General features: G+C 41.2%; 18 protein-coding genes. 9 read left to right on the top strand and 9 right to left on the bottom strand.

Annotated features, from left to right (window positions below; translation table 11 throughout):
- Positions 1 to 36 precede the first annotated feature (36 nt).
- The 4 genes from AC2SLT_RS10355 to AC2SLT_RS10340 all read right to left on the bottom strand — a co-directional run bounded on the left by AC2SLT_RS10355 (position 37) and on the right by AC2SLT_RS10340 (position 6359).
- The gene (locus AC2SLT_RS10355; RefSeq protein WP_486547576.1) at positions 37 to 648 is read right to left on the bottom strand and encodes a pseudouridine synthase; all 612 of its coding nucleotides are present in this window, start codon (positions 646 to 648) and stop codon (positions 37 to 39) included.
- A gap of 50 nt (positions 649 to 698) precedes the next feature.
- On the bottom strand, positions 699 to 1226 hold the full coding sequence (locus tag AC2SLT_RS10350; RefSeq protein ID WP_486547575.1) for an ion channel: 528 nt from the start codon (positions 1224 to 1226) through the stop codon (positions 699 to 701).
- Between the two features lie 292 nt (positions 1227 to 1518).
- Positions 1519 to 3735 (bottom strand): NADP-dependent isocitrate dehydrogenase, encoded by a 2217-nt coding sequence (locus tag AC2SLT_RS10345; RefSeq protein ID WP_486547574.1) that lies wholly within the window; start codon positions 3733 to 3735, stop codon positions 1519 to 1521.
- A 404-nt stretch (positions 3736 to 4139) separates the two neighbouring features.
- A complete protein-coding gene (locus AC2SLT_RS10340) occupies positions 4140 to 6359 on the bottom strand; it encodes an NADP-dependent isocitrate dehydrogenase (RefSeq protein WP_486547573.1) in 2220 nt (739 codons plus the stop codon).
- Between the two features lie 1049 nt (positions 6360 to 7408).
- Here AC2SLT_RS10340 and AC2SLT_RS10335 point away from each other — a divergent pair.
- From AC2SLT_RS10335 to glyA, 3 genes are all read left to right on the top strand, one after another.
- Positions 7409 to 8674, top strand: coding sequence for a GNAT family N-acetyltransferase (locus AC2SLT_RS10335; protein WP_486547572.1), 1266 nt, complete (start codon positions 7409 to 7411; stop codon positions 8672 to 8674).
- A 30-nt stretch (positions 8675 to 8704) separates the two neighbouring features.
- Positions 8705 to 9166, top strand: coding sequence for a chorismate--pyruvate lyase family protein (locus AC2SLT_RS10330; protein WP_486547571.1), 462 nt, complete (start codon positions 8705 to 8707; stop codon positions 9164 to 9166).
- Positions 9167 to 9449: 283 nt separating this feature from the next.
- The gene (glyA, locus tag AC2SLT_RS10325) at positions 9450 to 10706 is read left to right on the top strand and encodes a serine hydroxymethyltransferase (protein ID WP_486547570.1); all 1257 of its coding nucleotides are present in this window, start codon (positions 9450 to 9452) and stop codon (positions 10704 to 10706) included.
- A gap of 296 nt (positions 10707 to 11002) precedes the next feature.
- On the opposite strand, the gene gltS is transcribed toward glyA, so the two are convergent.
- From gltS to AC2SLT_RS10300, 5 genes are all read right to left on the bottom strand, one after another.
- Positions 11003 to 12277, bottom strand: a complete 1275-nt coding sequence (gltS, locus tag AC2SLT_RS10320) for a sodium/glutamate symporter (protein WP_486547569.1) — start codon at positions 12275 to 12277, stop codon at positions 11003 to 11005.
- A 614-nt stretch (positions 12278 to 12891) separates the two neighbouring features.
- Complete coding sequence (locus AC2SLT_RS10315) at positions 12892 to 13218, bottom strand: DUF779 domain-containing protein (protein ID WP_486547568.1); 327 nt, start codon at positions 13216 to 13218, stop codon at positions 12892 to 12894.
- 21 nt (positions 13219 to 13239) lie between these two features.
- On the bottom strand, positions 13240 to 14766 hold the full coding sequence (gene exaC, locus AC2SLT_RS10310) for an acetaldehyde dehydrogenase ExaC (RefSeq protein WP_486547567.1): 1527 nt from the start codon (positions 14764 to 14766) through the stop codon (positions 13240 to 13242).
- A 496-nt stretch (positions 14767 to 15262) separates the two neighbouring features.
- The gene (locus AC2SLT_RS10305) at positions 15263 to 15961 is read right to left on the bottom strand and encodes a ZIP family metal transporter (RefSeq protein ID WP_486547566.1); all 699 of its coding nucleotides are present in this window, start codon (positions 15959 to 15961) and stop codon (positions 15263 to 15265) included.
- 314 nt (positions 15962 to 16275) lie between these two features.
- Positions 16276 to 17574 (bottom strand): glutamate-5-semialdehyde dehydrogenase, encoded by a 1299-nt coding sequence (locus AC2SLT_RS10300; RefSeq protein ID WP_486547565.1) that lies wholly within the window; start codon positions 17572 to 17574, stop codon positions 16276 to 16278.
- Between the two features lie 505 nt (positions 17575 to 18079).
- Between AC2SLT_RS10300 and AC2SLT_RS10295 the strand changes: the two genes are divergently transcribed.
- The 6 genes from AC2SLT_RS10295 to AC2SLT_RS10270 all read left to right on the top strand — a co-directional run bounded on the left by AC2SLT_RS10295 (position 18080) and on the right by AC2SLT_RS10270 (position 23541).
- Positions 18080 to 18355: a hypothetical protein gene (locus tag AC2SLT_RS10295; RefSeq protein ID WP_486547564.1), complete on the top strand. Its 276-nt coding sequence runs from the start codon at positions 18080 to 18082 to the stop codon at positions 18353 to 18355.
- A gap of 621 nt (positions 18356 to 18976) precedes the next feature.
- Positions 18977 to 19783 carry an ABC transporter ATP-binding protein gene (locus AC2SLT_RS10290; protein WP_486547563.1) on the top strand — a complete coding sequence of 269 codons (807 nt, stop codon included), beginning with the start codon at positions 18977 to 18979 and terminating at the stop codon, positions 19781 to 19783.
- 564 nt (positions 19784 to 20347) lie between these two features.
- Positions 20348 to 21181 carry a transporter substrate-binding domain-containing protein gene (locus AC2SLT_RS10285; protein ID WP_486547562.1) on the top strand — a complete coding sequence of 278 codons (834 nt, stop codon included), beginning with the start codon at positions 20348 to 20350 and terminating at the stop codon, positions 21179 to 21181.
- Positions 21182 to 21240: 59 nt separating this feature from the next.
- Complete coding sequence (locus tag AC2SLT_RS10280; protein ID WP_486547561.1) at positions 21241 to 21981, top strand: ABC transporter permease; 741 nt, start codon at positions 21241 to 21243, stop codon at positions 21979 to 21981.
- Between the two features lie 8 nt (positions 21982 to 21989).
- Entirely contained in the window at positions 21990 to 22715 is a 726-nt protein-coding gene (locus AC2SLT_RS10275) for an ABC transporter permease (protein ID WP_486547560.1), read from the top strand.
- A 169-nt stretch (positions 22716 to 22884) separates the two neighbouring features.
- Entirely contained in the window at positions 22885 to 23541 is a 657-nt protein-coding gene (locus AC2SLT_RS10270; protein ID WP_486547640.1) for a fumarylacetoacetate hydrolase family protein, read from the top strand.
- The last annotated feature ends 32 nt before the right edge of the window (positions 23542 to 23573 follow it).

Here is a 23573-nt window from a genome sequence, read left to right as displayed (position 1 = left end):
CTCTCATTTATGACTACTAACTAACTGTCTATCAGTTTATCTAATTCCTAATTCCTTCAACCGCTCTTTACTCAAATGCACCCGCACAAACTCGCCAACCCCTAAATTACCCAATTCAAATCCAGCCACTGACCAGCGGATAAGTCGCAAGCAAGGTAGGCCAACATGCGCGGTCATCCGTCTAACCTGTCGGTTTTTACCCTCATAAATGGTCATCATCAACCAAGAGTCGGGCACACTTTTACGTTCGCGTATCGGCGGGTCACGTTGCCAAAGTCGCATGGGTAGCTCGTCTTCGCTTAGGTGTTTGACTTTAGCAGGTAGCGTTTTACCATCTTTTAAAACCACACCGTCTCGTAACTGCTTAAGTTGCTCCTCGGTTGGTATGCCCTCGACTTGCACCAGATACGTTTTGCCTTGTTTGCGACCTTGGTTAGCTTTGGGGGGATGGGTAATGGCTTTATTGACTTGACCGTCTGAGGTCAAGATAAGCAGTCCTTCACTGGTGGCGTCTAATCGACCTGCCACCCGCAACGTTTTATCAGTAAAGAACTGTGATAACGGGGCAAATTTATTATTAGCATCATCACTAAATTGGCTTTGCACGCCGTAGGGTTTGTTAAAGAGGATAACGCTTGAGGTTGCCATAAACGAGAGGTTCCAAATACATCAATAAATATTAGAGAAAATAGCTTAGATTACACTTCTTCAATGCCTCGGTTAACACCGCTACCCTCAGCTCGCCATTGAATAACCGACAGACTGGTTGACGCCATAAGACCAAGTACTATATAACCCACTAGAGCATGTAAGCTTGCTAGCACACGTCCAATACCTTGGGGCTGAAAATCCCCATAACCGGTTGACGTAAAGGTAATAATCGAATAATAGCAGCACAGCCAAAAGTCATAAGTAATAGGACTGCCATCACGTGTGGTATCAATAATACCGATTTGAGTATAAATACTTGATAAGGTTAATAAGAATAAAAATACGTTAAATAAAGAGAGACCAAGCTCTTTCCATAAATGACCACTGTCGCCATAAATGCGTTTTAATGTACTACATAGCGACCATAAAAACACACCACAAAATACGAAACCAAAGCCAATAATTAGCATGTCACGCCAATGACTATCCGGCAGAAAACGAGCCAGAATATACCAAAGGCCAGCAACAATAATGAACAAAATAAGGGTACGTCTACCTGTATTTAAATTTAGCATAATAAAGTGCCTAATATAAAATACCTCAATAGTCTAAACTACTGAGGTATTAAGAACCTGTATTCACAAGCTATAATTGGCTCTTTTTGCCTAAAACAAGCCACTACTTTGTTAAAATTCGGCTCGAATAGAATGACTATTCAACCCAATTTTGCCTCGTATTGTCTCATTTTATTCTAAAAATACCATAACTGTAGCTTATGAATACAGGTTCTAAGATAAAATTAAATAGCCAGATTACGAAGATGTTGGAGCAGCAAAGCATCACACATCTTTGCCAAACCAAATGAGCTTATAGTGAGTCTAATGCCTCGTTGAATGTTTTGCTCGGGCGCATGACCTGTGTTACGGTATCCTCATCGGGTAGATAATACCCTTGTAAGTCAACGGGCTTGCCTTGTACGTCATTAAGCTCTTTGACAATCTTCTCTTCATTATCAGCAAGCGTCTGAGCAACTGATTTAAAAGTCCCTTGCAGCTCGCTGTCTTTATCTTGCTTGGCAAGTTCCTGAGCCCAGTACAGCGCTAGATAAAAATGACTACCACGATTGTCAAGCTCACCCACTTTACGAGATGGCGACTTGTTATTGAGCAGTAGGGTTTCGGTCGCATCGTTTAAGGTATCGGCGAGTATTTGCGCTTTGGCATTGTCATTATGCTCAGCTTCATGCTCAAGCGACACCGCCAACGCCAAAAACTCACCAAGCGAATCCCAACGCAGATGGTTTTCTTCTAACACCTGCTGAACATGCTTTGGTGCAGAACCGCCAGCGCCCGTTTCGAACAATCCGCCACCGTTCATAAGTGGGACGATAGATAGCATCTTCGCACTGGTACCTAGCTCTAAAATTGGGAATAAATCGGTCAGATAATCCCGTAACACGTTACCAGTCACAGATATAGTATCTTGCCCCGCTTTTAGGCGCTCAAGAGTATAGCGGGTAGCTTCTCGAATAGACATGATGTGGATATCGAGACCCTCGGTGTCATGATCTTTAAGATAGTGTTCTACTTTTTTAATCAAAGCGGCATGGTGAGGACGGTCTTTATCTAACCAAAACACGGCTGGCATGCCACTGGCCCGTGCACGAGTCACCGCAAGTTTCACCCAGTCTTCAACGGGGGCGTCTTTCACACGGTTCATACGCCAGATGTCATCTTTTTTGACCGTATGTTCGGTCAAAACATGACCTGATTCATCGATCACCTGTACCTTGCCTGCACCTTTGGCTTGAAAAGTTGTATTGTGAGAGCCGTATTCTTCCGCTTTTTTCGCCATGAGTCCAACGTTGGGTACTGTGCCCATGGTTGTTGGATCAAAAGCGCCATTCTCTTTGCAGAATTTAATGGTCTCGTCATATAGCGCAGCATAACTGCTATCAGGAATAACCGCTTTGGTATCATGAAGTTTGCCATCCGGCCCCCACATTTGACCGCCATTACGAATCATCGCTGGCATGGAAGCATCAACAATCACATCGCTTGGCACATGTAGGTTGGTGATACCCTTATCGGAATTAACCATTGCCAGTGGCGGATTTTGGTCGTAGATCTTTTGAATGTCCGCTTCAATCTCAGCACGTTTGTCTTCGGGTAGTTCTTGAATCTTAGAGAGCAACTGAGCAAACCCATTATTGACATTAACCCCAATCTCATCAAAAAGATCACCGTATTTATCAAATAAATCCTTGAAGTAAACCCTAACCGCTTCCCCAAATATAATAGGGTCTGACACCTTCATCATGGTGGCTTTTAGATGTAGTGAGAATAAAACCCCTTGATGTTTAGCATCCTGTACTTGATTTTCAAAAAACCGAGTTAATACGTCAAAGCAGAGTATAGAGGTATCAATAAGCTCTCCCTCAAGCAGGGGAGATGCAGATTTAAGCTCAGTAACCTCGCCATTTTCGTCGGTAAAAACGACACGATACTGCGTTGGTTTATCAATATTGAGGGTTTTTTCATCATCTGCGAAATCACACGACGCCATCGTCGCCACATGGGTCTTGGAGTCAGGGCTCCACGGCTTCATAGAATGAGGGTGGGCACGCGCATAGGCCTTTACTGCTTTGGGTGCTCGTCTATCAGAGTTGCCTTCGCGTAGTACAGGATTTACTGCACTGCCTTTGATTTTATCGTAACGTGCTCGAATATCGTTTTCTTCGTCGGTTTGCGGATTATCAGGGAAGTCGGGTAGGGCATAGCCTTTATCTTGTAGCTCTTTGATAGCGGCTTTTAACTGTGACACTGAAGCACTAATGTTGGGTAATTTGATAATATTGGCTTCGGGTTTTAAAACCAGCTCGCCAAGCTCTGCAAGGGCATCAGGAACACGCTGATCCTCAGTAAGATAGTCAGGGAAAACGGCTAAAATGCGATGCGCTAATGAGATATCACTAACCCCAATATCTATACCTGCTGTCTTGGTAAAGGCTTGCACAATAGGTAGTAAAGAGTGGGTTGCTAGCGCAGGAGCTTCATCTGTTTTGGTATAGATAATCTTTGACATGGTTGTTATGTATCCTTTTTTTGTTGTTATGATGAGATATTAAAAATAGAAAATTAAGAAAATAGTATTAGTATGTATGGCTTAACTGAGCCTAATCTAATAATAAGCTCGGTCTAATATTATTTAAGCATACTAAATTGTTGGTCTGGACGTCAGTTTACAAATCGTATCTAAAATTAAGCGAATCTGTCTTTTAAACTTAGAATATAAGCCTAACCTAGAATATAAGCCAAGAGTATAGAGGTACTGACAATAAAAATACCCCAAGAGTCTAAGACCCTTGAGGTAGTTCGTTACAAAGTTTGCTAAGCGGTGATAGCCATTTGGTTCATATTAAATACAGTTGTATGTATTTAATATAATGGCTATCGTTTTGACAAATTCTTTGCGCAGTTATATAACCATTATAACGAAGCAATGGCCTCGTTAAAGGTTTGACTAGGACGCATGACGCTCTCAGCGATTGAGTCGTCTGCTAAATAATAGCCATGAAGATCTACCGCATGACCTTGAACCTCATTAAGCTCTTTTAAGATGGTTGATTCTTCACTGGCAAGTTTGTCAGCCAGCGGCGCAAACTGTGCTTTTAAATCAGCATCGTCGTCTTGATTGGCAAGCTCTTGTGACCAATAAAGCGCTAGGTAGAAGTGGCTACCCCGGTTATCAATCTCTCCCGTTTTACGAGAAGGCGACTTATTATTGATCAAGAGTTTTTCAATCGCTTCTTCAAGCGTACTTGCCAACACTTTCGCTTTATTATTATCTTTGCTTCTTGATAGATGGGCTAAAGACTCTGCTAATGCCATAAATTCACCGAGTGAGTCCCAACGTAAATGGTTTTCCTCAAGCAACTGCTGAACGTGCTTAGGTGCAGAACCGCCAGCACCAGTCTCAAACAACCCGCCGCCTTTCATCAATGGGACAACGGACAACATCTTAGCACTGGTACCTAGCTCAAGAATTGGGAATAAGTCAGTGAGATAGTCCCGTAAGATATTACCCGTAACAGAGATGGTATCAAGACCACGTGATACACGTTCTAAGGTGTAACGCATCGCACGTACTTGCGACATAATCTCAATACGAAGACCTTCTGTATCATGATCTTTTAAATAAGTTCTTACCTTTTTGGTAAGCTCATTTTCATGGGGTCTGTATGGATCTAACCAGAACACGGCTGGCGTATCTGATTCGCGCGCTCGATTGACGGCAAGCTTGACCCAATCTTGAATCGGCTCATCTTTAACCTGACACATACGCCAGATATCGCCTTTTTCAACGCGCTGTTCCATCAATACTTCATCGGTATCGTTATCAACAATACGCGCAACGCCACCATCAATTGACTCAAAAGTCTTATCATGTGAGCCGTATTCTTCCGCTTTTTTAGCCATCAAACCAACGTTTGGTACCGTACCCATCGTAGTAGGGTCAAAGTTACCATGCCACTTGCAGAAATTGATCATTTCTTGATAAATGCGCGCAAAGGTAGACTCTGGCATCACGGCTTTACAATCATAAAGTTTGCCATCTGCGCCCCACATCTTACCGCCATTACGAATCATAGCAGGCATTGAGGCATCGACAATCACATCGCTTGGTGAGTGAAAGTTGGTAATACCTTTTGAAGAGTCTACCATTGCCAAACGAGGACGATGCTCTTGGCAGGCATGTAAGTCATATTCGATTTCTTCACGTTTTGAGGCAGGTAATTGTTTAATCTTATCGTATAAGTCGGCCATACCGTTATTAACATTAATACCGAGCTCATCAAACGTTTTACCATGCTTCTCAAACGCATCTTTATAGTAAATACGAACAGCGTGACCAAACACAATGGGGTGTGACACTTTCATCATAGTGGCTTTAACGTGTAATGAGAATAAAATACCTGCTTCACGGCAGTCTTCCATTTCACGCTCGTAGAAATCGAGAAGGGCTTTTTTGCTCATAAACATCAGATCGATGATTTCTTTATCTTCTAAAGCGATCTCTGGCTTGAGCACTTTTGCCGTACCATCGTCAAGCAAAAGCTCCATACGCACGTTACGCGCTTTATCTAAGGTAATCGACTGTTCGCCATGATAGAAGTCGCCTGCATGCATGTGAGAAACATGCGTGCTTGACCATTGCTTCCATTCACCCATAGAATGTGGATGTTTGCGCGCATAGTTTTTAACCGCTTTTGGAGCACGGCGGTCTGAGTTACCTTCACGTAAAACAGGGTTAACGGCACTACCTAGTGCTTTACCATAACGCTTGCGAATCTCATTTTCTTCGTCTGTTTGTGGGTCTTCTGGAAAATCTGGGATGGCATAGCCTTTACCTTGTAACTCTTTAATCGCGGCTTTAAGCTGCTGAACAGAGGCGCTAATATTGGGCAGTTTGATAATATTAGTATCAGGATCTTGAGTTAATTTACCCAGCTCAGCAAGGTTGTTAGGAACGCGCTGCTCTTCGGTTAAGTAGTCAGGAAATTCTGCTAGAATTCGGGCGGCCACTGAGATGTCACTGGTCTCTACCGCGATATCTGCCGTTTTGGCAAAGGCTTGGACAATAGGTAGGAATGATAGGGTTGCTAGCGCAGGGGCTTCATCGGTTTTCGTATAAATAATTTTTGGCATTGTAGTTATGTCTTCCTCTCGTTAGTGGTTAAGGATTAAACGTCGATCAAATAAAGGATAAGAATTAAAATATGCAATCAAATTAAAAGTCTAACAAAGGTTTTAAAAGGGGTAATCAACAAAATTAGTGTATCTACTTAGGGCGTGTGGAACATTCGCAAATTAGCACTGCTGATAGCTAAAATCGTTCCAGACTAGGCGCAAACTGACGCTAATGTTTAGACCTTGGCTAGTTTTGTAACAACGTCTGTAGCGATTTTAGCATCAGCCCGAAGGGGCGGGACTCATTTTTGCCAATATATGGCGAAATTTTCTAACTTAGAATGACTAAGCGTCAAAAATTTCACTGCATATTGACTAAAAAATAGTCTCCGCCAGTGCCATGGTCGAATGTTCCACACGCCCTAATCATTTTCAAAAATTCTTTAAATAGGCTATCACTCTTAGAATAGCTAAATATAATAGAGTGAACTAATTATACTATTAATGGTTATAGGCTATGTATAGGAAATATATTAGCCCTATTTTACCAGTCTTCTATGCTGATATCATCCCTCACACTACAATTGTAAACTATTTTAGCCAATCCGTTGATGAGACGGCATTATAGTGAACATGACGATAACAATAAATGAAGGTTTTACGATACTTTGGTTAGGTTTTATGATATTACTGTCATACACAACCATGACGTCAACTAACGCAACTTATATCTCTGACCCCGTTCTCAACTTACTAAACTCACTGATGCTTTTAACCCAGTAAATCAAGACCTTTAATCAAAAATGCTCGGCTAAAGCCACAGCCTTAAGAGTTGAGAATAAGATATTCGTTATATCTTATGCGTATGAGATTGAGATATTTGCAAAATTTGACCGTAACCCCATTAAGAGTTGAGGCGGGCATTGTAAATTAAAATAAGCCATAAAATGCTATTATCAAAAACACTAAAAACAACCCCATAAAAAGTGACATTAATTAATAGTCATAGATTTAATATTAATGCCAATAAGAACCTAAATCTTAAATTAAGAACAAAGAAAAATAAAATGACCTATTCCTATTCGATAACCCAAGATTTAGATTGGCAACAGGCAGTACAGTGGCAGACGCCTGATACGCCTTTTATGTCGTTTGCTTACTGGCAAGCGCTGACCAATACAGGGGCGATCGGTGCAGAGTCCGGCTGGGTTCCCCTATATATACTTATTTATAAAAGTCAGGAAGCGTCGTCACTTGACGACACAGAGGGTAAGTCGCTAGAAGAGGGTAAGTCGCTTAGTGCTGTGTTTCCATTATTTATTAAAGGGCATCATCAAGGTGAGTATGTGTTTGACCATGCTTGGGCTGAGGCTTATGCCCGTTATGGGGCAGATTACTATCCTCGGCTAGTGACCAGTGTCCCTTATACCCCAGTGAGCGGCCAACGGTTTTGGTTAGCAGAAGGGGTAACGATGGATAGCGCTATTTGGCTAGCTGCTATTAATGCTATAGACGATGTCGCTAAGCAAACAGGCGCCTCAAGTTGGCATGGGCTATTTATTGATCCTGAACAAGTTGAATGTAGCCAGCAGCTTGATGGCGCTATATTTGAACACCAGTTACTTGAGCGTCAGGGCTGTCAATTTTTGTGGGAAAATAAAAATCTAACTAATAACGGCAAACCCTTTACCAGCTTTGATGATTTTATCAATACTCTAACCGCCAAGAAACGCAAAAACATACGGGCTGAGCGCAAAAAAATAGCCAAGCAGAATCTGTCTTGCCAGCTTAAAGTTGCAAAAGAAATAACAGACGATGATTGGGAAGTTTTTTATCAGTGCTATGCCATGACCTATGCCATTCGCGGACGTCATCCTTATTTAACCCCTGAGTTTTTTGAACAAATAGCCGATACCATGCCTGAGCATCTGATGTTAGCTCAAGGACTCACTGAAAGCGGAGAGGTGATTGCCAGCAGTTTGTTCTTTTATGATGATCCGGCGCAGCCCAATGCAACCTTATATGGACGGTATTGGGGCTCGCTTGAAGAGTATGACAGTTTGCACTTTGAGCTATGCTATTATCAGGGCATAGAGTTTGCCATTGCTCAAGGCTTAGCCTTTTTTGACCCCGGCACCCAAGGCGAGCATAAGCTTATTCGCGGATTTGTACCGACTAAGACGCACTCTTTGCACCGTATTTATGATGCCCGCTTTGAGTCCGCTATCGCCAATTTTTGTCAGCAAGACCGCGAATATATGCGTCTATATCGTCAACAAGCACACGAATCACTGCCATTTAATATTGATAATATGCCCGCCTTTAAAGGGTAGGGCACAAAGAATAGGGATCACCAGTTCACGATGTCAATATCAAAAGAGGCCGATTATTGGCTTACCTCCGACGGGTCTTTGACCGCTTTACTAGAAGATAAAGCCGGTCAACCTTTAAAAGTCGAGCGCACCTTTGAAGGTTATCGCCCGTTAACGTTACCTCAAAAAAAAAAGTTGGGTTATCGAGGTCAGCAACTCAATCGTCCTATGCTCGCATGGGTGCGTGAGGTATTACTTTATGGTAATGCTGCTATGCCGTGGGTGGCAGCACAAAGTATATTTCCGCTGACAAGTTTAGTAGGAGAGGCTAGACGTCTTAAATATTTGCAGGGTACACCTATTGGCTATGTGATGTTCAAACGTCAGTCGACATTGCCGAGTCAAAGAGTGATACAGTTGACACCACAAGGTTGGCGACGAAGTACGCTCTATCTATGGCACCATAGACCAATTTTAATCAGTGAAACCTTTTTACCAGAATTTCTTAGCTAAAAAACTGAGAGGGTTGTAGATAGCTTCGTTTGATATTTTTAACAAATAGCGATACCTTGAAAACGTCATCTTCGAGTGGTGTTTTTGTCTTTTTTAAGCCTAATTTCATGTTACACTTATTGCCTAATGTGCGACGATGCCACCCCCTTATAATATCTCCTTAAGTGATGCTGAATACATACTTAGACTGGACTTAAAGGTTGTAATATTAAGAATAGACGGTCGGTTGATTCAGCGCTTGTATTTTTTTATGTCAGCGATGACTTATTTATAGGAAAATAATATGTTTAAAGATATCAGTATTAAAGATTATGACCCAGATTTATATCAAGCCATGGTATCAGAAACTGAGCGTCAAGAGAGCCATATCGAGCTTATCGCCTCAGAAAACTATTGCTCACCAGCAGTCATGGAAGCGCAAGGGTCAGATTTGACCAACAAATACGCAGAAGGCTATCCGGGCAAACGTTACTATGGCGGCTGTGAGTATGTTGACGTGGTTGAGCAATTAGCGATTGACCGTGCCAAAGAGCTATTCGGTGCTGAATATGCAAACGTACAGCCACACGCTGGTAGCCAAGCAAACTCAGCGGTATTCTTAGCGCTATTAGATGCGGGCGATACTGTATTAGGTATGAGCCTTGACGCTGGTGGTCACTTAACACACGGCGCACATGTAAACTTCTCAGGCATTAACTACAATGCAGTTCAGTATGGTCTGGTTGAAGAAACTGGCCTAATCGATTACGACGAAGTTGAACGCTTAGCTAAAGAGCACAAACCAAAAATGATCATCGCTGGTTTCTCAGCATATTCACAAGTGGTTGATTGGCAGCGTTTCCGCGATATCGCGGACAAAGTTGGCGCTTACTTCTTTGTGGATATGGCACATGTAGCAGGTCTAGTGGCAGCAGGCGTCTACCCAAGCCCAGTACCGTTTGCAGATGTGGTCACCACCACCACACACAAAACCTTACGTGGCCCTCGTTCAGGTTTAATCTTGTCTCGTGATGAGAAATTGGCAAAAAAACTAAACTCAGCGGTCTTCCCGGGCAACCAAGGTGGCCCATTGATGCACGCCATTGCTGCAAAAGCAGTTTGCTTTAAAGAAGCCTTACAAAATGACTTCAAAACGTACCAACAGCAAGTGGTGAAAAACGCCAAGGCAATGGCCAAAGTCATCCAAGAGCGCGGTTATGACATTATCTCTGGCGGTACTGAAAATCACTTAATGCTGATCAGCCTTGTTAAGCAAGAAATGACGGGTAAAGAAGCCGATAAATGGCTAGGCGATGCTGGTATTACGGTCAATAAAAATGCGGTACCAAATGACCCTAAATCACCGTTTGTCACTTCGGGTATCCGTATCGGGACACCGGCTATTACTACTCGTGGCTTTAATGAAGCGCAATCTAGCGAGTTAGCAGGCTGGATTTGTGATGTACTAGATAGCCGAGGTGATGAGCAAGTGATCGCTGATACCCGTAAAAAAGTACAGACTATTTGCAAAGAACTGCCTGTTTATGAAAGCAATCAATAGTTGTCACCAGTAGCTATCAATAGTTGCTGAGCTAACATCATAATGGTTTGCTTAAAACCGCTTAGATAATTATCTAAGCGGTTTTTTTGTTTTAAATAACTATGTTAATAAAAATATAGTCACAGAAGTCTAAAATGGTTACAAGGCAACCGAGTGCAAGTAGCCAGTAGCCAGTAATACGGGTATAGGCTTAACGCAGTTAACGCCGTAACCGTTTAGTAGTTCGTTGACTATAGAGACATCTTATGCAACTTAGAATACACTCTTTTTACCCTGTTAAGGAGCCACTAATCTCTTTACATAAACGGTAAATTAACAAAGATTTGAAGTATGGTGGCGTTGACAATATCGACAAAGAACGCACCAACCATTGGCACAATTAAGAACGCTTTTGGAGACGCTAAATAGCGATCTGTGACGGCTTGCATATTAGCAATCGCTGTTGGCGTGGCTCCCATACCAAAACCGCAATGACCTGCTGATAAAACAGCCGCATCGTAGTCTTTACCCATGATTTTAAAGGTAATTAAGTATACAAATGCGATCATCGCTAATGTTTGAACCAGTAGGATAATAAGAACAGGACCAGCCAAATCGGTTAGTTGCCATAGTTTTAGAGATAACAAAGCCATGGCTAAAAATAAACTTAACGATGCGTTACCAATCACATCGATGGCCCGATCAAACATATGAAAATCAAATACGATCGTCAGTACGTTACGGATGATAACGCCCCCTGCCAGTGCCCAAACAAAGGTAGGCAGGTCAAACCAAGTGCCTTCTCCGACAGCGGTCATAATCTCAGCAAAAGCCAAAGCGCCTGCAAACAGTGCTAATGATTCGATGGTAGAGGATGCCGTGATGAGGCGTATGTTGTCCGGCTTCTCAAAAATCTCTTTATTTCTATAAGCCTCTTTTTCACTGTGTTTAGTACTATACAGTGACTGCTTGCCGGCAAGTTTTTCAGTTTCGCTAGGATTGGGATTGACAGGCGTAGGTTTTACACCTAAACGATTGATTAATCGGCGGGCAACAGGACCACCGATCACGCCGCCTGCAACAAGACCATAGGTTGCGACCGCAATGCCTAACGTGGTTGCCCCAACCACCCCATATTGATTCTCTAACGTGATTCCCCAAGCACCAGCAGTGCCATGACCACCTGTCAAGGCGATAGAGCCTGTAACCAGTCCCAGTAAAGGGTCTAGCCCTAATAAGCTCGCCATTGACACTCCGACAATATCTTGAACGATGATAAAGCTTGATACCACGCCAGTAAATATAAGTAACGGTGTCCCTCCTGCTTTTAAGCGCCCAAAGTCAGCACTTAATCCAATAGAGGCAAAGAACATTAGCATACAAGCAGTTTGAAGCTCTTGCTGAAAGTTGAAGCTATAGCCCCAGATCATATTTAACATAAAAACGATGATCGCCGCTACTAATCCCCCTGCTACCGGTTCTGGGATATTAAAATCTTCTAAGAACTTAATCCTTTTAACTAACACTCGGCCTAGTAGTAACACTAAGGTGGCTAAGATTAACGTATAGTAGCCATTTAAAGTCACTTCCATTAGTTGCTCCTTTAATTTTAAGCATCATTAAGCATCTGTAAACGTCATTCAGACTCATTGGTAACAACCGACGCTTTTATGACAATAAATAACCTTAATTTGATAGGAGGCTAACTCCTGTCAAATTAAGGTTAATAGCGTCACTTTATCGTTTGATTCTTATTGTTTATTTCGATTTTAGGTTATTAGGTTAGAGGTTGCGTCAGGTATCCCGTCAAAGGGATTGCCAAAAATTCTGAACAAAAGCGCCAAACTGTCCGTTTAACAAAGCGCTGTCACAAGACATTTAAAAACACTTTCATAGTACGTTTTTAATAGAGGGTGATGAAGCACTTCAGTACTTTAGTCATCTATATGATTTAGCAGGCATTATTTTACATGAAAACAGTTACCACTATCAAAGAAAATAGGGGTCGCTATAACAGACTTCCTTAGCAAATGCCTCAGTGTTAATGACCTCAGCAGCTAAAATCCAAGCAACTAAAACCTAAGCAACTAAAACCTAAGCAACAATGACCCTAATATCAAAGACCCAAGTAACAAAAAACGCCAGCATTGGCTGACGTTTATGTTGATGTTTAAGCTCTCTATTTAAAGGCGTTAATAACATTTATTTAAGTTTGACACAGCTCAGAGCGAACGATAAAGCGTTTACCTTCTGGTATCTCAAGTGAAAAACTAGAACCCCGTCCGTCAACCACATCGATAGTTAAATCCGTGTGTTGCCAGAGAGAATACTGAGCTTTACCGATATAAAACGGACAGCCAGCAAGGCTACCAATGAGTACATCCTGTCCGCCCACTTTAAACTCATCTAAGGGGTAGCACATTGGAGAGCTACCATCACAGCACCCACCCGACAAATGAAACATCAGATCGCCATGTTTCGATTTCAAAAGGGTAATAAGCGCTTCAGTTGCCGGCGTGGCTGTGACTTCCATATCATGAATCCTTTCAAGATCTTAGAAGAAGCCCATCGCTTTGGGACTGTAGGACACCAATAGGTTCTTCGTTTGTTGATAATGACTGAGCATCATTAAATGGTTTTCACGACCAATGCCAGACTGCTTATAGCCCCCAAACGCTGCATGGGCAGGGTAGAGGTGATAGCAGTTGGTCCAGATTCGACCCGCTTTAATGCCGCGTCCGAAGCGATACGCTTTATGGATATTTCGAGTCCAGACACCCGCACCCAAGCCATATAAGGTGTCATTTGCAATACTCATGGCTTCCTCATCATCTTTAAAGGTCGTCACCGATAATACAGGACCAAAAATCTCTTCTTGAAAGATACGCATGTCATTAGTGCCTTTAAACATGGTAGGCTGCACATAATAACCGCCCCCTAACTCGTCATCACGCTTGATTTTTTCGCCGCCAACTAAGACTTCTGCGCCTTCTTTTTTGCCAATATCAAGATAAGATAATATCTTTTCTAACTGATCTGAGCTGGCTTGAGCGCCGACCATGGTGTCGGTATCTAGCGGATTGCCTAGCTTAATGGCTTTAACCCGGTCAATACAACGCTCGATAAATTTATCGTAAATACTTTCATGAATGATAGCGCGAGAAGGGCACGTACATACCTCGCCTTGGTTTAACGCGAACATCACCAAACCTTCTATCGCCTTATCCAAAAAGTCATCATCTTCATCCATCACATCCGCGAAGAAAATGTTAGGACTCTTACCCCCAAGCTCAAGAGTGACAGGAATGATATTTTCACTAGCATATTGCATGATTAAGCGGCCTGTGGTGGTTTCGCCAGTGAATGCCACTTTATGAATCCGCGGATTGGTGGCCAATGGTTTACCCGCCTCAGCCCCAAACCCGTTAACAATATTCAGCACGCCTTTGGGCAGCATGTCCATAATACCCGTCACTTCTAGTAAGTATAAAATGGAAGTTGGGGTTTGTTCAGCAGGTTTAAGAATGATGCAGTTTCCTGCCGCTAATGCAGGCGCAATTTTCCAAAATGCCATTAAAATAGGGAAGTTCCAAGGAATAATCTGCCCGACAACACCTAGAGGCTCATGGAAATGATAGGCCACTGTGTCATCATCAAGCTGGCTCAAGCTACCTTCTTGAGCACGGATAGCACTGGCAAAATAGCGGAGATGATCGACCGCTAAAGGGATATCAGCAGCGAGTGTTTCGCGCACCGGCTTACCATTTTCATAACATTCAGCAATGGCAATATTTTCTAAATTGGCTTCTATGGCGTCTGCCATTTTATTGAGTAGTAGCGCGCGCTCCGCAACACTGGTTTTACCCCAAGCGTCTTTAGCAGCATGAGCAGCATCAAGTGCTTTTTCAATATCTTCTGACGTAGAGCGGGCGACTTTACTGATAACCTTGCCATTTATTGGACTAGGGTTATCAAAATACTCACCTTTAACAGGGGGCGTCCATTCACCACCGATAAAGTTGTCGTATTTATCCCGAAATTTGACAGGGCTGTCCGCTGTATTTGGAAAACTGTATAACATGTCACACTCCTTGTAGCATAGTTATTCCTTCTCTAAAAAATGACCTATCTTCGTCAAGCTCAAGCTCACTAAAGCTACTATTAGTAGCGTTTGCAATCACTTTCAGTGATAAGTTAATGTCTAGATTTGGTAGTAGGTTTAAAATAAAAGGCGGATGCCTTTATAGTTTACTTGTAGATAAAGATTTGCTTGTAGATAATGATGATACTAATGCTCTAGCTATGTTTATTTAGATCTATCTACCACGCTTTAGTTGTTTAAACTAAAATGTTTAACCATCCTTGTTTAATACATTTTAGAATTTGACGTTATTTATACGTCTTTCGCAATGACTTGATTATAAAATCTGCCTCCCTTGTTAAAATCGCTTTGAGTCGTTCAGTGTCTATCTGTTCACTATAATAGACGTGTTGCGCTCCAGATAATAGTACTATTTATTAATATATGGAATAATTTTGAAAACTTAAAGTTATAAGAAGTATATGCCTGAAGTCTTCTAACCGCCTAACTGATTTAATCCTAGCGCTAATACTAAGCCAATGGCAGCACTGATACCTGACCAGTGGTTACTTTTCTTAAACGCCTCAGGGAATAGCTCTGTTGCCAATGACGCAATCACAGCACCTGCGGCAAAACAGTCTATTAAGCTTAATGTCGATTTTGGCACATCGCGTAGTAGTAAGTTTCCTGCCAGTGCGGCTATAGATAACAAAACAGCGGCACCAATCCAAGTGAGCATAATTCTCTTAGTACTACTGCCTTGATCCTTCATCTGTTTAGCGCCGCCAGCTGCCTCTGGTAAGTTAGACAGCAAAATAGAACCTGCTAACGCCGCAACTTGCATAACATTACCCGAAATTAAGGATACCCCAAGTGCTAAGTTTTCTGGAACCCCGTCCAACGTGACAGCCGCTAGCAATCCCATGCCTCCTTGGTCTTTTAATCGGGTATCAATCCAGTAATCAACACTGGTAAACACCACCGCTCCAAGCATCGTAAAAACGGCGACTAACCAAAGTCCTGACTCTCCAACGGCAGGCTGCAGCATCTCAAGTGCGACCGATAGCATCAAAGCGCCGCCGGCCAACGCTAATAGATTACCTTGAACCCAATCAGGGAATTTCCCTTTAGCACCCCATAGCGCCCCGACAATTAAGGCGCCTGACACGACCAATATTACTAAGAAAACCATCATTAGTGGGTAAGTCCTTATCGTTAAAGTAAAGGTTCAGTCCTTATTAAATTAGATAGTATTTTAGCGTTTTATACTGAATCACTTTAAGTTAGATTGTGTAAAGAGATTCAAAAATTTAGATTATTTAAAGAGGCGGAAAAACGAAATCAATATACTTTAGAACATAAAAAAACGCCAGCGACGGCTGACGTTATAAGCGAATATCAATAAGAAGATCAATAAGAAGATCAATAAGAAGATCAATAAGAAGATCAATAAACGGTTAAAACTAACATTTAAAATCAGAGCAGTGTTCTTGTTAATATGGGAATGCTTTAACCTCGAACTTCGCCATGACCATATACAATCCACTTTTGAGAAGTAAGACCATTGAGTCCTACAGGGCCACGGGCATGAATCTTGTCGGTTGAAATACCAATTTCTGCACCTAATCCATATTCAAAACCATCTGCAAAGCGACTAGAGGCGTTGATCATGACACTGGCTGAGTCTACTTCGCGGATAAAGCGCTGAGACTTGTTGTAATTGTTGGTAATAATGACATCGGTATGATGACTGCCGTGCGTATTAATATGAGCGATAGCTTCATCTAAGCCGTCAATCACTTTCACCGCTAATATAGGTGCCAAATACTCAGTATCCCAGTCCTCATCATTGGCATCACTCAAGTGGCCTGCAAGCTTAGCGTTGTCATGTAATATGGCTTTAGCGGCAGTGTCTAAACGAAGCTGCATGGCATCATCCGCCTCAACAATCGCTTCGGCAATCTTAGGAAGTAGCTCATTGGCCACCGATTGATCAACCAATAAGGTTTCCATGGTATTGCAAGTTCCATAGCGGTGGGTTTTAGCATTCACGCTCACTTTAATGGCAATTTCGGGATCAGCATCACTGTCAATAAAGGTATGGCAATTACCATCAAGATGCTTAATGACCGGCACTTTTGCGTCTTCACTAATACGCTTAATAAGACCTTTACCGCCACGTGGGACGATGACATCGACAAAGTCAGTCATCGTAATCAGCTCACCCACCGCAGCACGGTCAGTGGTTTGTAGCACTTGTACACCGTATTCAGGAAGGCCTGCTTCTTTTAATCCCTCTAATATACATTTTGCAATGGCTTGATTTGACTCAAAAGCTTCTGAGCCACCCCGTAAGATTATCGCATTGCCTGACTTTAGCGCCAATGAAGCGGCTTCCAAAGTAACGTTGGGGCGTGATTCGTAAATCATACCCACCACACCTAAAGGCACCCGCATTTTACCTAGTTGGATACCTGAGGGACGAAAGGTCATATCCGTCACTTCACCAATGGGATCTGGCAAGGTCGCAACATCTTTAAGACCTTGTAACATCCCATCGAAACGCGCATCATTTAATTCTAAACGGTCAAGCAGAGCGGCATCTAAATTATTTTTATGACCGTTATCCATATCAATTTTATTGGCAGCTAGAATATCTGCTTTTGACTGTTCAAGCTTGTCATGGATGGTCAATAAAGCATTGTTTTTGACCCCTGTATTAGCGGCCGCCAAAAATCTAGACGCCTCTCTAGCCTGTTTGCCAACTTGTTGCATATACGCTTTAACGTCTTTAATTTCCTGCGTCATCTGGTATCTCCTAATGTGTATTTAGTCTGTCGATTTAATAAGTCAAATCAATCAATCAATTTAAAGAATAAGCTGATATTAAAGTAGGTTATACAGCCCCTAATAATTTGTTAATAACATAAAGCAGATGACGCCAATAGTAAAGCCGAATACGTGTCAGACTATGTAATGATATAAGATGATAAGGCGAAGAGATGACAAGTTATTAGGTTAAGATATCAATGAGGGAGATAAAGGATCTTTTACGTTACTCACAAATGCTCACAAAGCACTACGAAACTTAGATATTGTACAGTGCCATCAGACAGTAAAGTGTCATTAACAAAAGTGACATTAACAATTTTGATAGCTGATAATTTTGAAAGCGGCTTGTGAGCAAGTTTTGATTAGTTAGTGAGTTTTATTGTGTATAGCTATGTATACTTTGCTAGCAAAGCGTTCGAAATAAACTTATGACTGTAAAACTTTAAATATCTAGTGTCGAGGTACTGTTATGAAAACAATTATGAAATCATTATTAACGCCATTGTTTGCCGTCAGTTTATTAGGTATGGGACTAACTGCTTGTGATAACTCAAAGCAGGAACCTACAGCGGTTGACGAACCGACAGAGTCTGCAACCGTAGAAACTGAAACCAACGAAGCTAAGAGCATAGATACTGATATAACAGATGCTAATTCTGTTGATACAAGTCAATCGGATACTAACGATGCAAGTACGATAGGGGATGATCAAGTACTTGATGGGACTGAAAAAGAAGAGCACGTTTCTACTTACTGATCTACTTACTTGTTCTGTTAATGTATCAAGCTGACATATTTAGTGGACTTACGCAAATAAATGACTACCAGTCGCCATACGTTTTACAGATGCTGAAGTACGAATAGGGTAAGCGCTAATAAGCTTTTATTAGCCCCTCTAAAATTAAGTAAGCCTCCAATTTAGGGCATGTTTTATAGCATAGTTTAGAATATAGTTTAGAGCATAGTTTAGAGAATAGTTTTCTTGAATTGGAGCTTTAATAGTTAAACTGTATTAGCCTTATGTGTCGTCAATTGTTTTATAATGACGATAGATAAGGCTTTTTTTTATTCATCAAAATAACGGTATAATCCCTCCTTACAGATAAAGTACTTATAAAAGTACTTATAGAAGATTAAACGATGCGACTTACTTAGCATTTTGAATATTTTATCAATTAGAAGTCTCGTGAAAAACAAACGGTTTGAGATTAAAATTTGCTAATAGGGCAGGTTTTAAGCGACAATATATCTTGTTGGATCTTCTATTAAAAAACTAGCTATCTTAATATTGAACCCAACGGTTAACCCAACTTCTAACCTAGATTAAAACCCTACCCTTAAACTTGACGCTAACTCATTTCGGATGCACGCCACGCTTATGCCACACACTACTTCAGATCGACCTATTGCCCTTGATTTGCAAAATATTCATAAAAGTTACGGCTCGCTAGAAGTGTTAAAAGGAGTGTCATTGACTGCTTATGATGGCGATGTGATATCCATTTTGGGGTCATCCGGCTCCGGTAAATCGACCTTACTGCGCTGTATTAATTTACTTGAAAAGCCAAACCAAGGCACGATTACTTTAGGCGGTGAATCTTTAAAGCTAGTGCCTAGCAAGTCTGGGGAGTTACAAGCGGCTAATAGGGCTCAGTTAGAAAGTTTTCGCGCCCGTGTAGGCTTTGTTTTTCAAAATTTTAACTTATGGCCACACAAAACCATTTTAGAAAATATCATTGAAGGACCCACTCAAGTATTAAAATTGAGTAAAGATCAGGCCATTAGTGACGCTGAAGCCTTGCTTGAAAAAGTAGGGTTGTTTGATAAAAGAGAAGCCTATCCTGCTAATTTGTCGGGTGGTCAACGTCAGCGTGTGGCCATTGCACGTGCACTGGCTATGAACCCTCAAGTCTTATTGTTTGATGAGCCGACTTCTGCCCTCGATCCAGAGCTGGTCAATGAGGTGCTGTCAGTTATGCGGGACTTGGCAGCGGAAGGTCGCACTATGCTGATAGTGACTCACGAAATGCGATTTGCACGGGATGTATCTTCACAAGTGGTGTTTTTACATCAAGGTCGTATTGAAGAGGCCGGCACCCCTGACCAGATCTTTAATAATCCGACGTCGCCACGCGTTCGCGAATTTATGGCATCGCATCATGCAGATGCTAATAATAAACAGTAAATGGCTTAATAAAGGGTTTAGTTAATAAAGCTTTTAAGAATTAATTTAGTATTTTCAATTAAAATTTAGGCTATTTATCAGTACATCATAGTATAAAGGCAAAATCTCAAATAGTTTTATTTGTTTTTAAATAGTATTTGAGGTATTATTTTTTGTATCAATTTGCAAACTACTGTAACGCTATATGCCTATCCAATTTAAATATTGGACTTTAAAATTTTTAGTTTAGCTACTAAAAAATTGACACTTAATTTAAACTGATTTTGTATTTATATTTTCAAATAAAATATTAGTTATATCAATCATTAATGTTAATTATTAAGTCAGTACGGTATGCAAACTTTGATTTACGTTATTTCCTACACCCTTATATAAGTCATTTAAAGGCATAAATTTATTTTTAAGCTTAATTTTTTGAGCCCATTAGCTAAATTCGATAGCAAAGCTTATTTCGATAGCAAAGCTTATGATGAAAGTTTGATTTGGATTTGAAAGTTTTATTTTGATGTATATGACTTATATTTATACTTCCACTGCTTCTTATTTATTTTGAGAGATCGTTAAATGAACACTTCAAATACTGCATCTAAATCAACCTTAAGCAAGTTAGTAAGACCTATTGCTGCGGCAACCATGGCGCTTTCAATGACATTAATCATTGGCTGTAATGATAATAGCAAAACGGGTGAGTCAGATGCAGTGACTTCTGATTCAACACAATCTATAAAAATTGCCACTGAAGGCGCATACCCTCCATTTAATGCTGTTGATAATGAGGGTAATTTAATCGGTTTTGATGTGGACTTAGTCAATGCCCTTTGTGATGAGATGAAAGCTAAATGTGAAGTTGTTGCTCAGGATTGGGATGGTATAATTCCAGGGTTAAAGGCTGGCAAATATGACGCTATTATAGCAGGTATGTCGATTACTGAAGATCGGGCTGAACAAGTCGATTTTACCGATCCTTATTTTGAAAACTCTTTGGTATTTATCACGAAAAAAGACAGCAACATCAATCCAGATGATAGAAGTTCTCTTGAAGGCTTAACCATAGCGACACAGCGTACTACAGTTGCTGCAGATTGGCTGAAAGAAAATGTACCGAACGCAGAAGCTGCGTTACATGAAACAATGACCAATGCCTTTTTAGACTTAGAAGCGGGTCGAGTCGATGCTATTTTATCAGATAAAGCACCCGCAGTTGACTGGCTGAGTAAGGGTAATACCGATTATACCCTTACAGGTACTGAAATCGATATTAATGATAATATAGGTATAGCAGTGCGTAAAGGTGATGATGACTTAAAAGGTAAATTCAATACTGCTCTCTCTACTTTAAAGGGAAATGGGACATATGACAACATTGTAGAAAAACACTTTGTCATTGAAGATAAATAATTATAAGACTGCGTTTGATTTAACGCATTTGATAGTTTTAATATGGGATACCAAACAACGTGTTGGATTTACAAGGTTTTGGTCATCTGTTAATTGGTGGTTCACTCGTTACCATTAAACTTGCTGTTTATAGTCTGTTAATTGGTTTAATACTTGGACTCCTTGGGGCAACTGCCAAATTATCAAAGGTATGGATTTTTCGTAAATTAGCTACAATTTATACGGCTACTATGCGAGGTATCCCAGAGCTACTATTAGTATTATTTATATACTATGGTGGCTCCTTAATCATAATGGCTATACTTAAACAGTTTGGCTATAACGACTATGTCGAGGTTAGCCCCTTTTTAGCTGGTGTTCTTGCCTTATCAATAGCTTTTGGCGCTTATGCGACAGAAGTTTTTCGTATGGCAATTTTAGAAATTCCTGAAGGACAACGTGAGGCTGCCGAAGCCTTAGGTATGCGGCCCCTGCAAGTCTATTTTAGAATTATCATGCCTCAGGTTTGGACAGTTGCCCTTCCAGGGTTAGGCAATCTATTTTTAGTATTGTTGAAAGATACTGCCTTAGTTTCAGTAGTGGGTTTAAAAGATATTATGTATCAAGCCACCCGTGGTCAACAAGCGACTCAACAGCCTTTCACTTTTTATATGGCTGCTGCCATCATTTATTTAGGGCTGACGATACTTATAACAGGTATCGTGATGTGGTTAGAATGGCGGGCTAATCCAGCTGCACGCTATTCCAAAAAGCTGAATAAACAGTCTTCTTCCTTTCCTATTAATTTAACGAAACAGTAGGAGGCGAAATGGAGTGGAGCTGGAAGGTCATCTATGAGTACTTTCCCGAATTATTGGCTGGCGTTATTCCAACGACTGAACTAGTAGTACTGTCTGGTTTTATTGGTCTGCTCTTAGGTTTGGGTATGGCATTAATGCGATTATCCAATAATATATTCTTGAAAGGGTTAGCATTTACCTATATTTTCTTCTTCCGTGGTACTCCCTTATTGGTACAGATTTTTCTGATTTACTTTGGATTATCGCAGTTTGAATTTTTTAGAAATTCATTCTTATGGGACCCTGTTTTTAGTAGTAAATTTTGGTGCGCCATTATTGCTTTCACTCTAAACACAAGTGCTTATATTGCAGAGATTATTCGCGGTGCAATTCAGTCGATACCGGAGGGCGAGCTTGAAGCAGCTGATGCTATTGGCATGTCAAAATTACAAAAATTGAAACGTATAACCTTGCCCCGAGCTTTTTCGATTATGCTTCCTGCTTATAGCAATGAAGTTATCTTTATGCTTAAAGGTAGTGCCTTAGCAATGACGATCGGAGTTGTCGAGATTATGAATGTTGCTAAAACGGTTGGTTCTCGGACCTATGCTACTATTGAAATGTTATTTGCCGCTGGAGTAATTTATTTAGTATTGACTTGGATTATATTACTTATATTCCGTTTGGTTGAAAAACGTATGAATCGACATACTAATTATGTGCCCCCTGATGTGGTGACTACGACGGTACCTTAATATTGAAACAGCCAGCATTTAATATATGCTGGCTGTTTTGTTTTTTATAGTCGTATTAAAATCATCACCCTAATTGTTGTCATTGAATGTGAGCGAAACTATGAGCCTAAATTATGAACACCCTATCAATGAAACGAAACTGAATGATGCCAGTGGCGGTGACATTAACATGGCAAAAAATATAGCCAGTGGCAAAGTAGTGTGCGTTGGGCGTAATTATGCGGCCCATGCTGCCGAGCTTGGTAATGCTATACCTGAACGGCCCATTCTATTTATCAAGCCTGCCTCTAGCATTATTCGCACTGATAGCCCTATTGCAAGTCACGTTCAAGATATTCCACGTGATAACGCATATGAAGTGCATTATGAGGCAGAGCTGTGCCTACGCTTAGGAGCTGATATCAAAGCAGCTTCTGTTGAACAAGTCAAAAATACAGTGGGACTTGTTAAAGAGGTAACAGTAGGACTGGACTTAACCCTACGTGATTTACAAACTGAGCTCAAACAAAAAGGCTATCCTTGGGAGCGTGCTAAGTGCTTCGACGGTGCTTGTGTATTAGGCGACTGGGTCAGTGCTGAGTTCTGTGGTGACTTTAGCAGTGTGCAGTATCAGTTATGGATTAATGAGACGTTGGCTCAAGATGGCGATACGGCGCTCATGCTATTTCCAGTGTATGAGCTGCTCAGTGAGATCAGTTATGCCTTTAGCTTACAAGCGGGGGATATTATCATGACGGGTACGCCTAGCGGTGTCGGTGTGTTACATGCTGGAGATAAGTTGGTATTAAAGTTAGGCGAGCATCAGTGGCAAGCTTCTGTGATCTAAGCCGTCAATCCATGCTTCTAATCTAAGCTGTC

The sequence above is a fragment of the Psychrobacter sp. CX18 genome, assembly GCF_057396215.1.
This window is presented reverse-complemented; position numbering and strand designations above follow the sequence as displayed.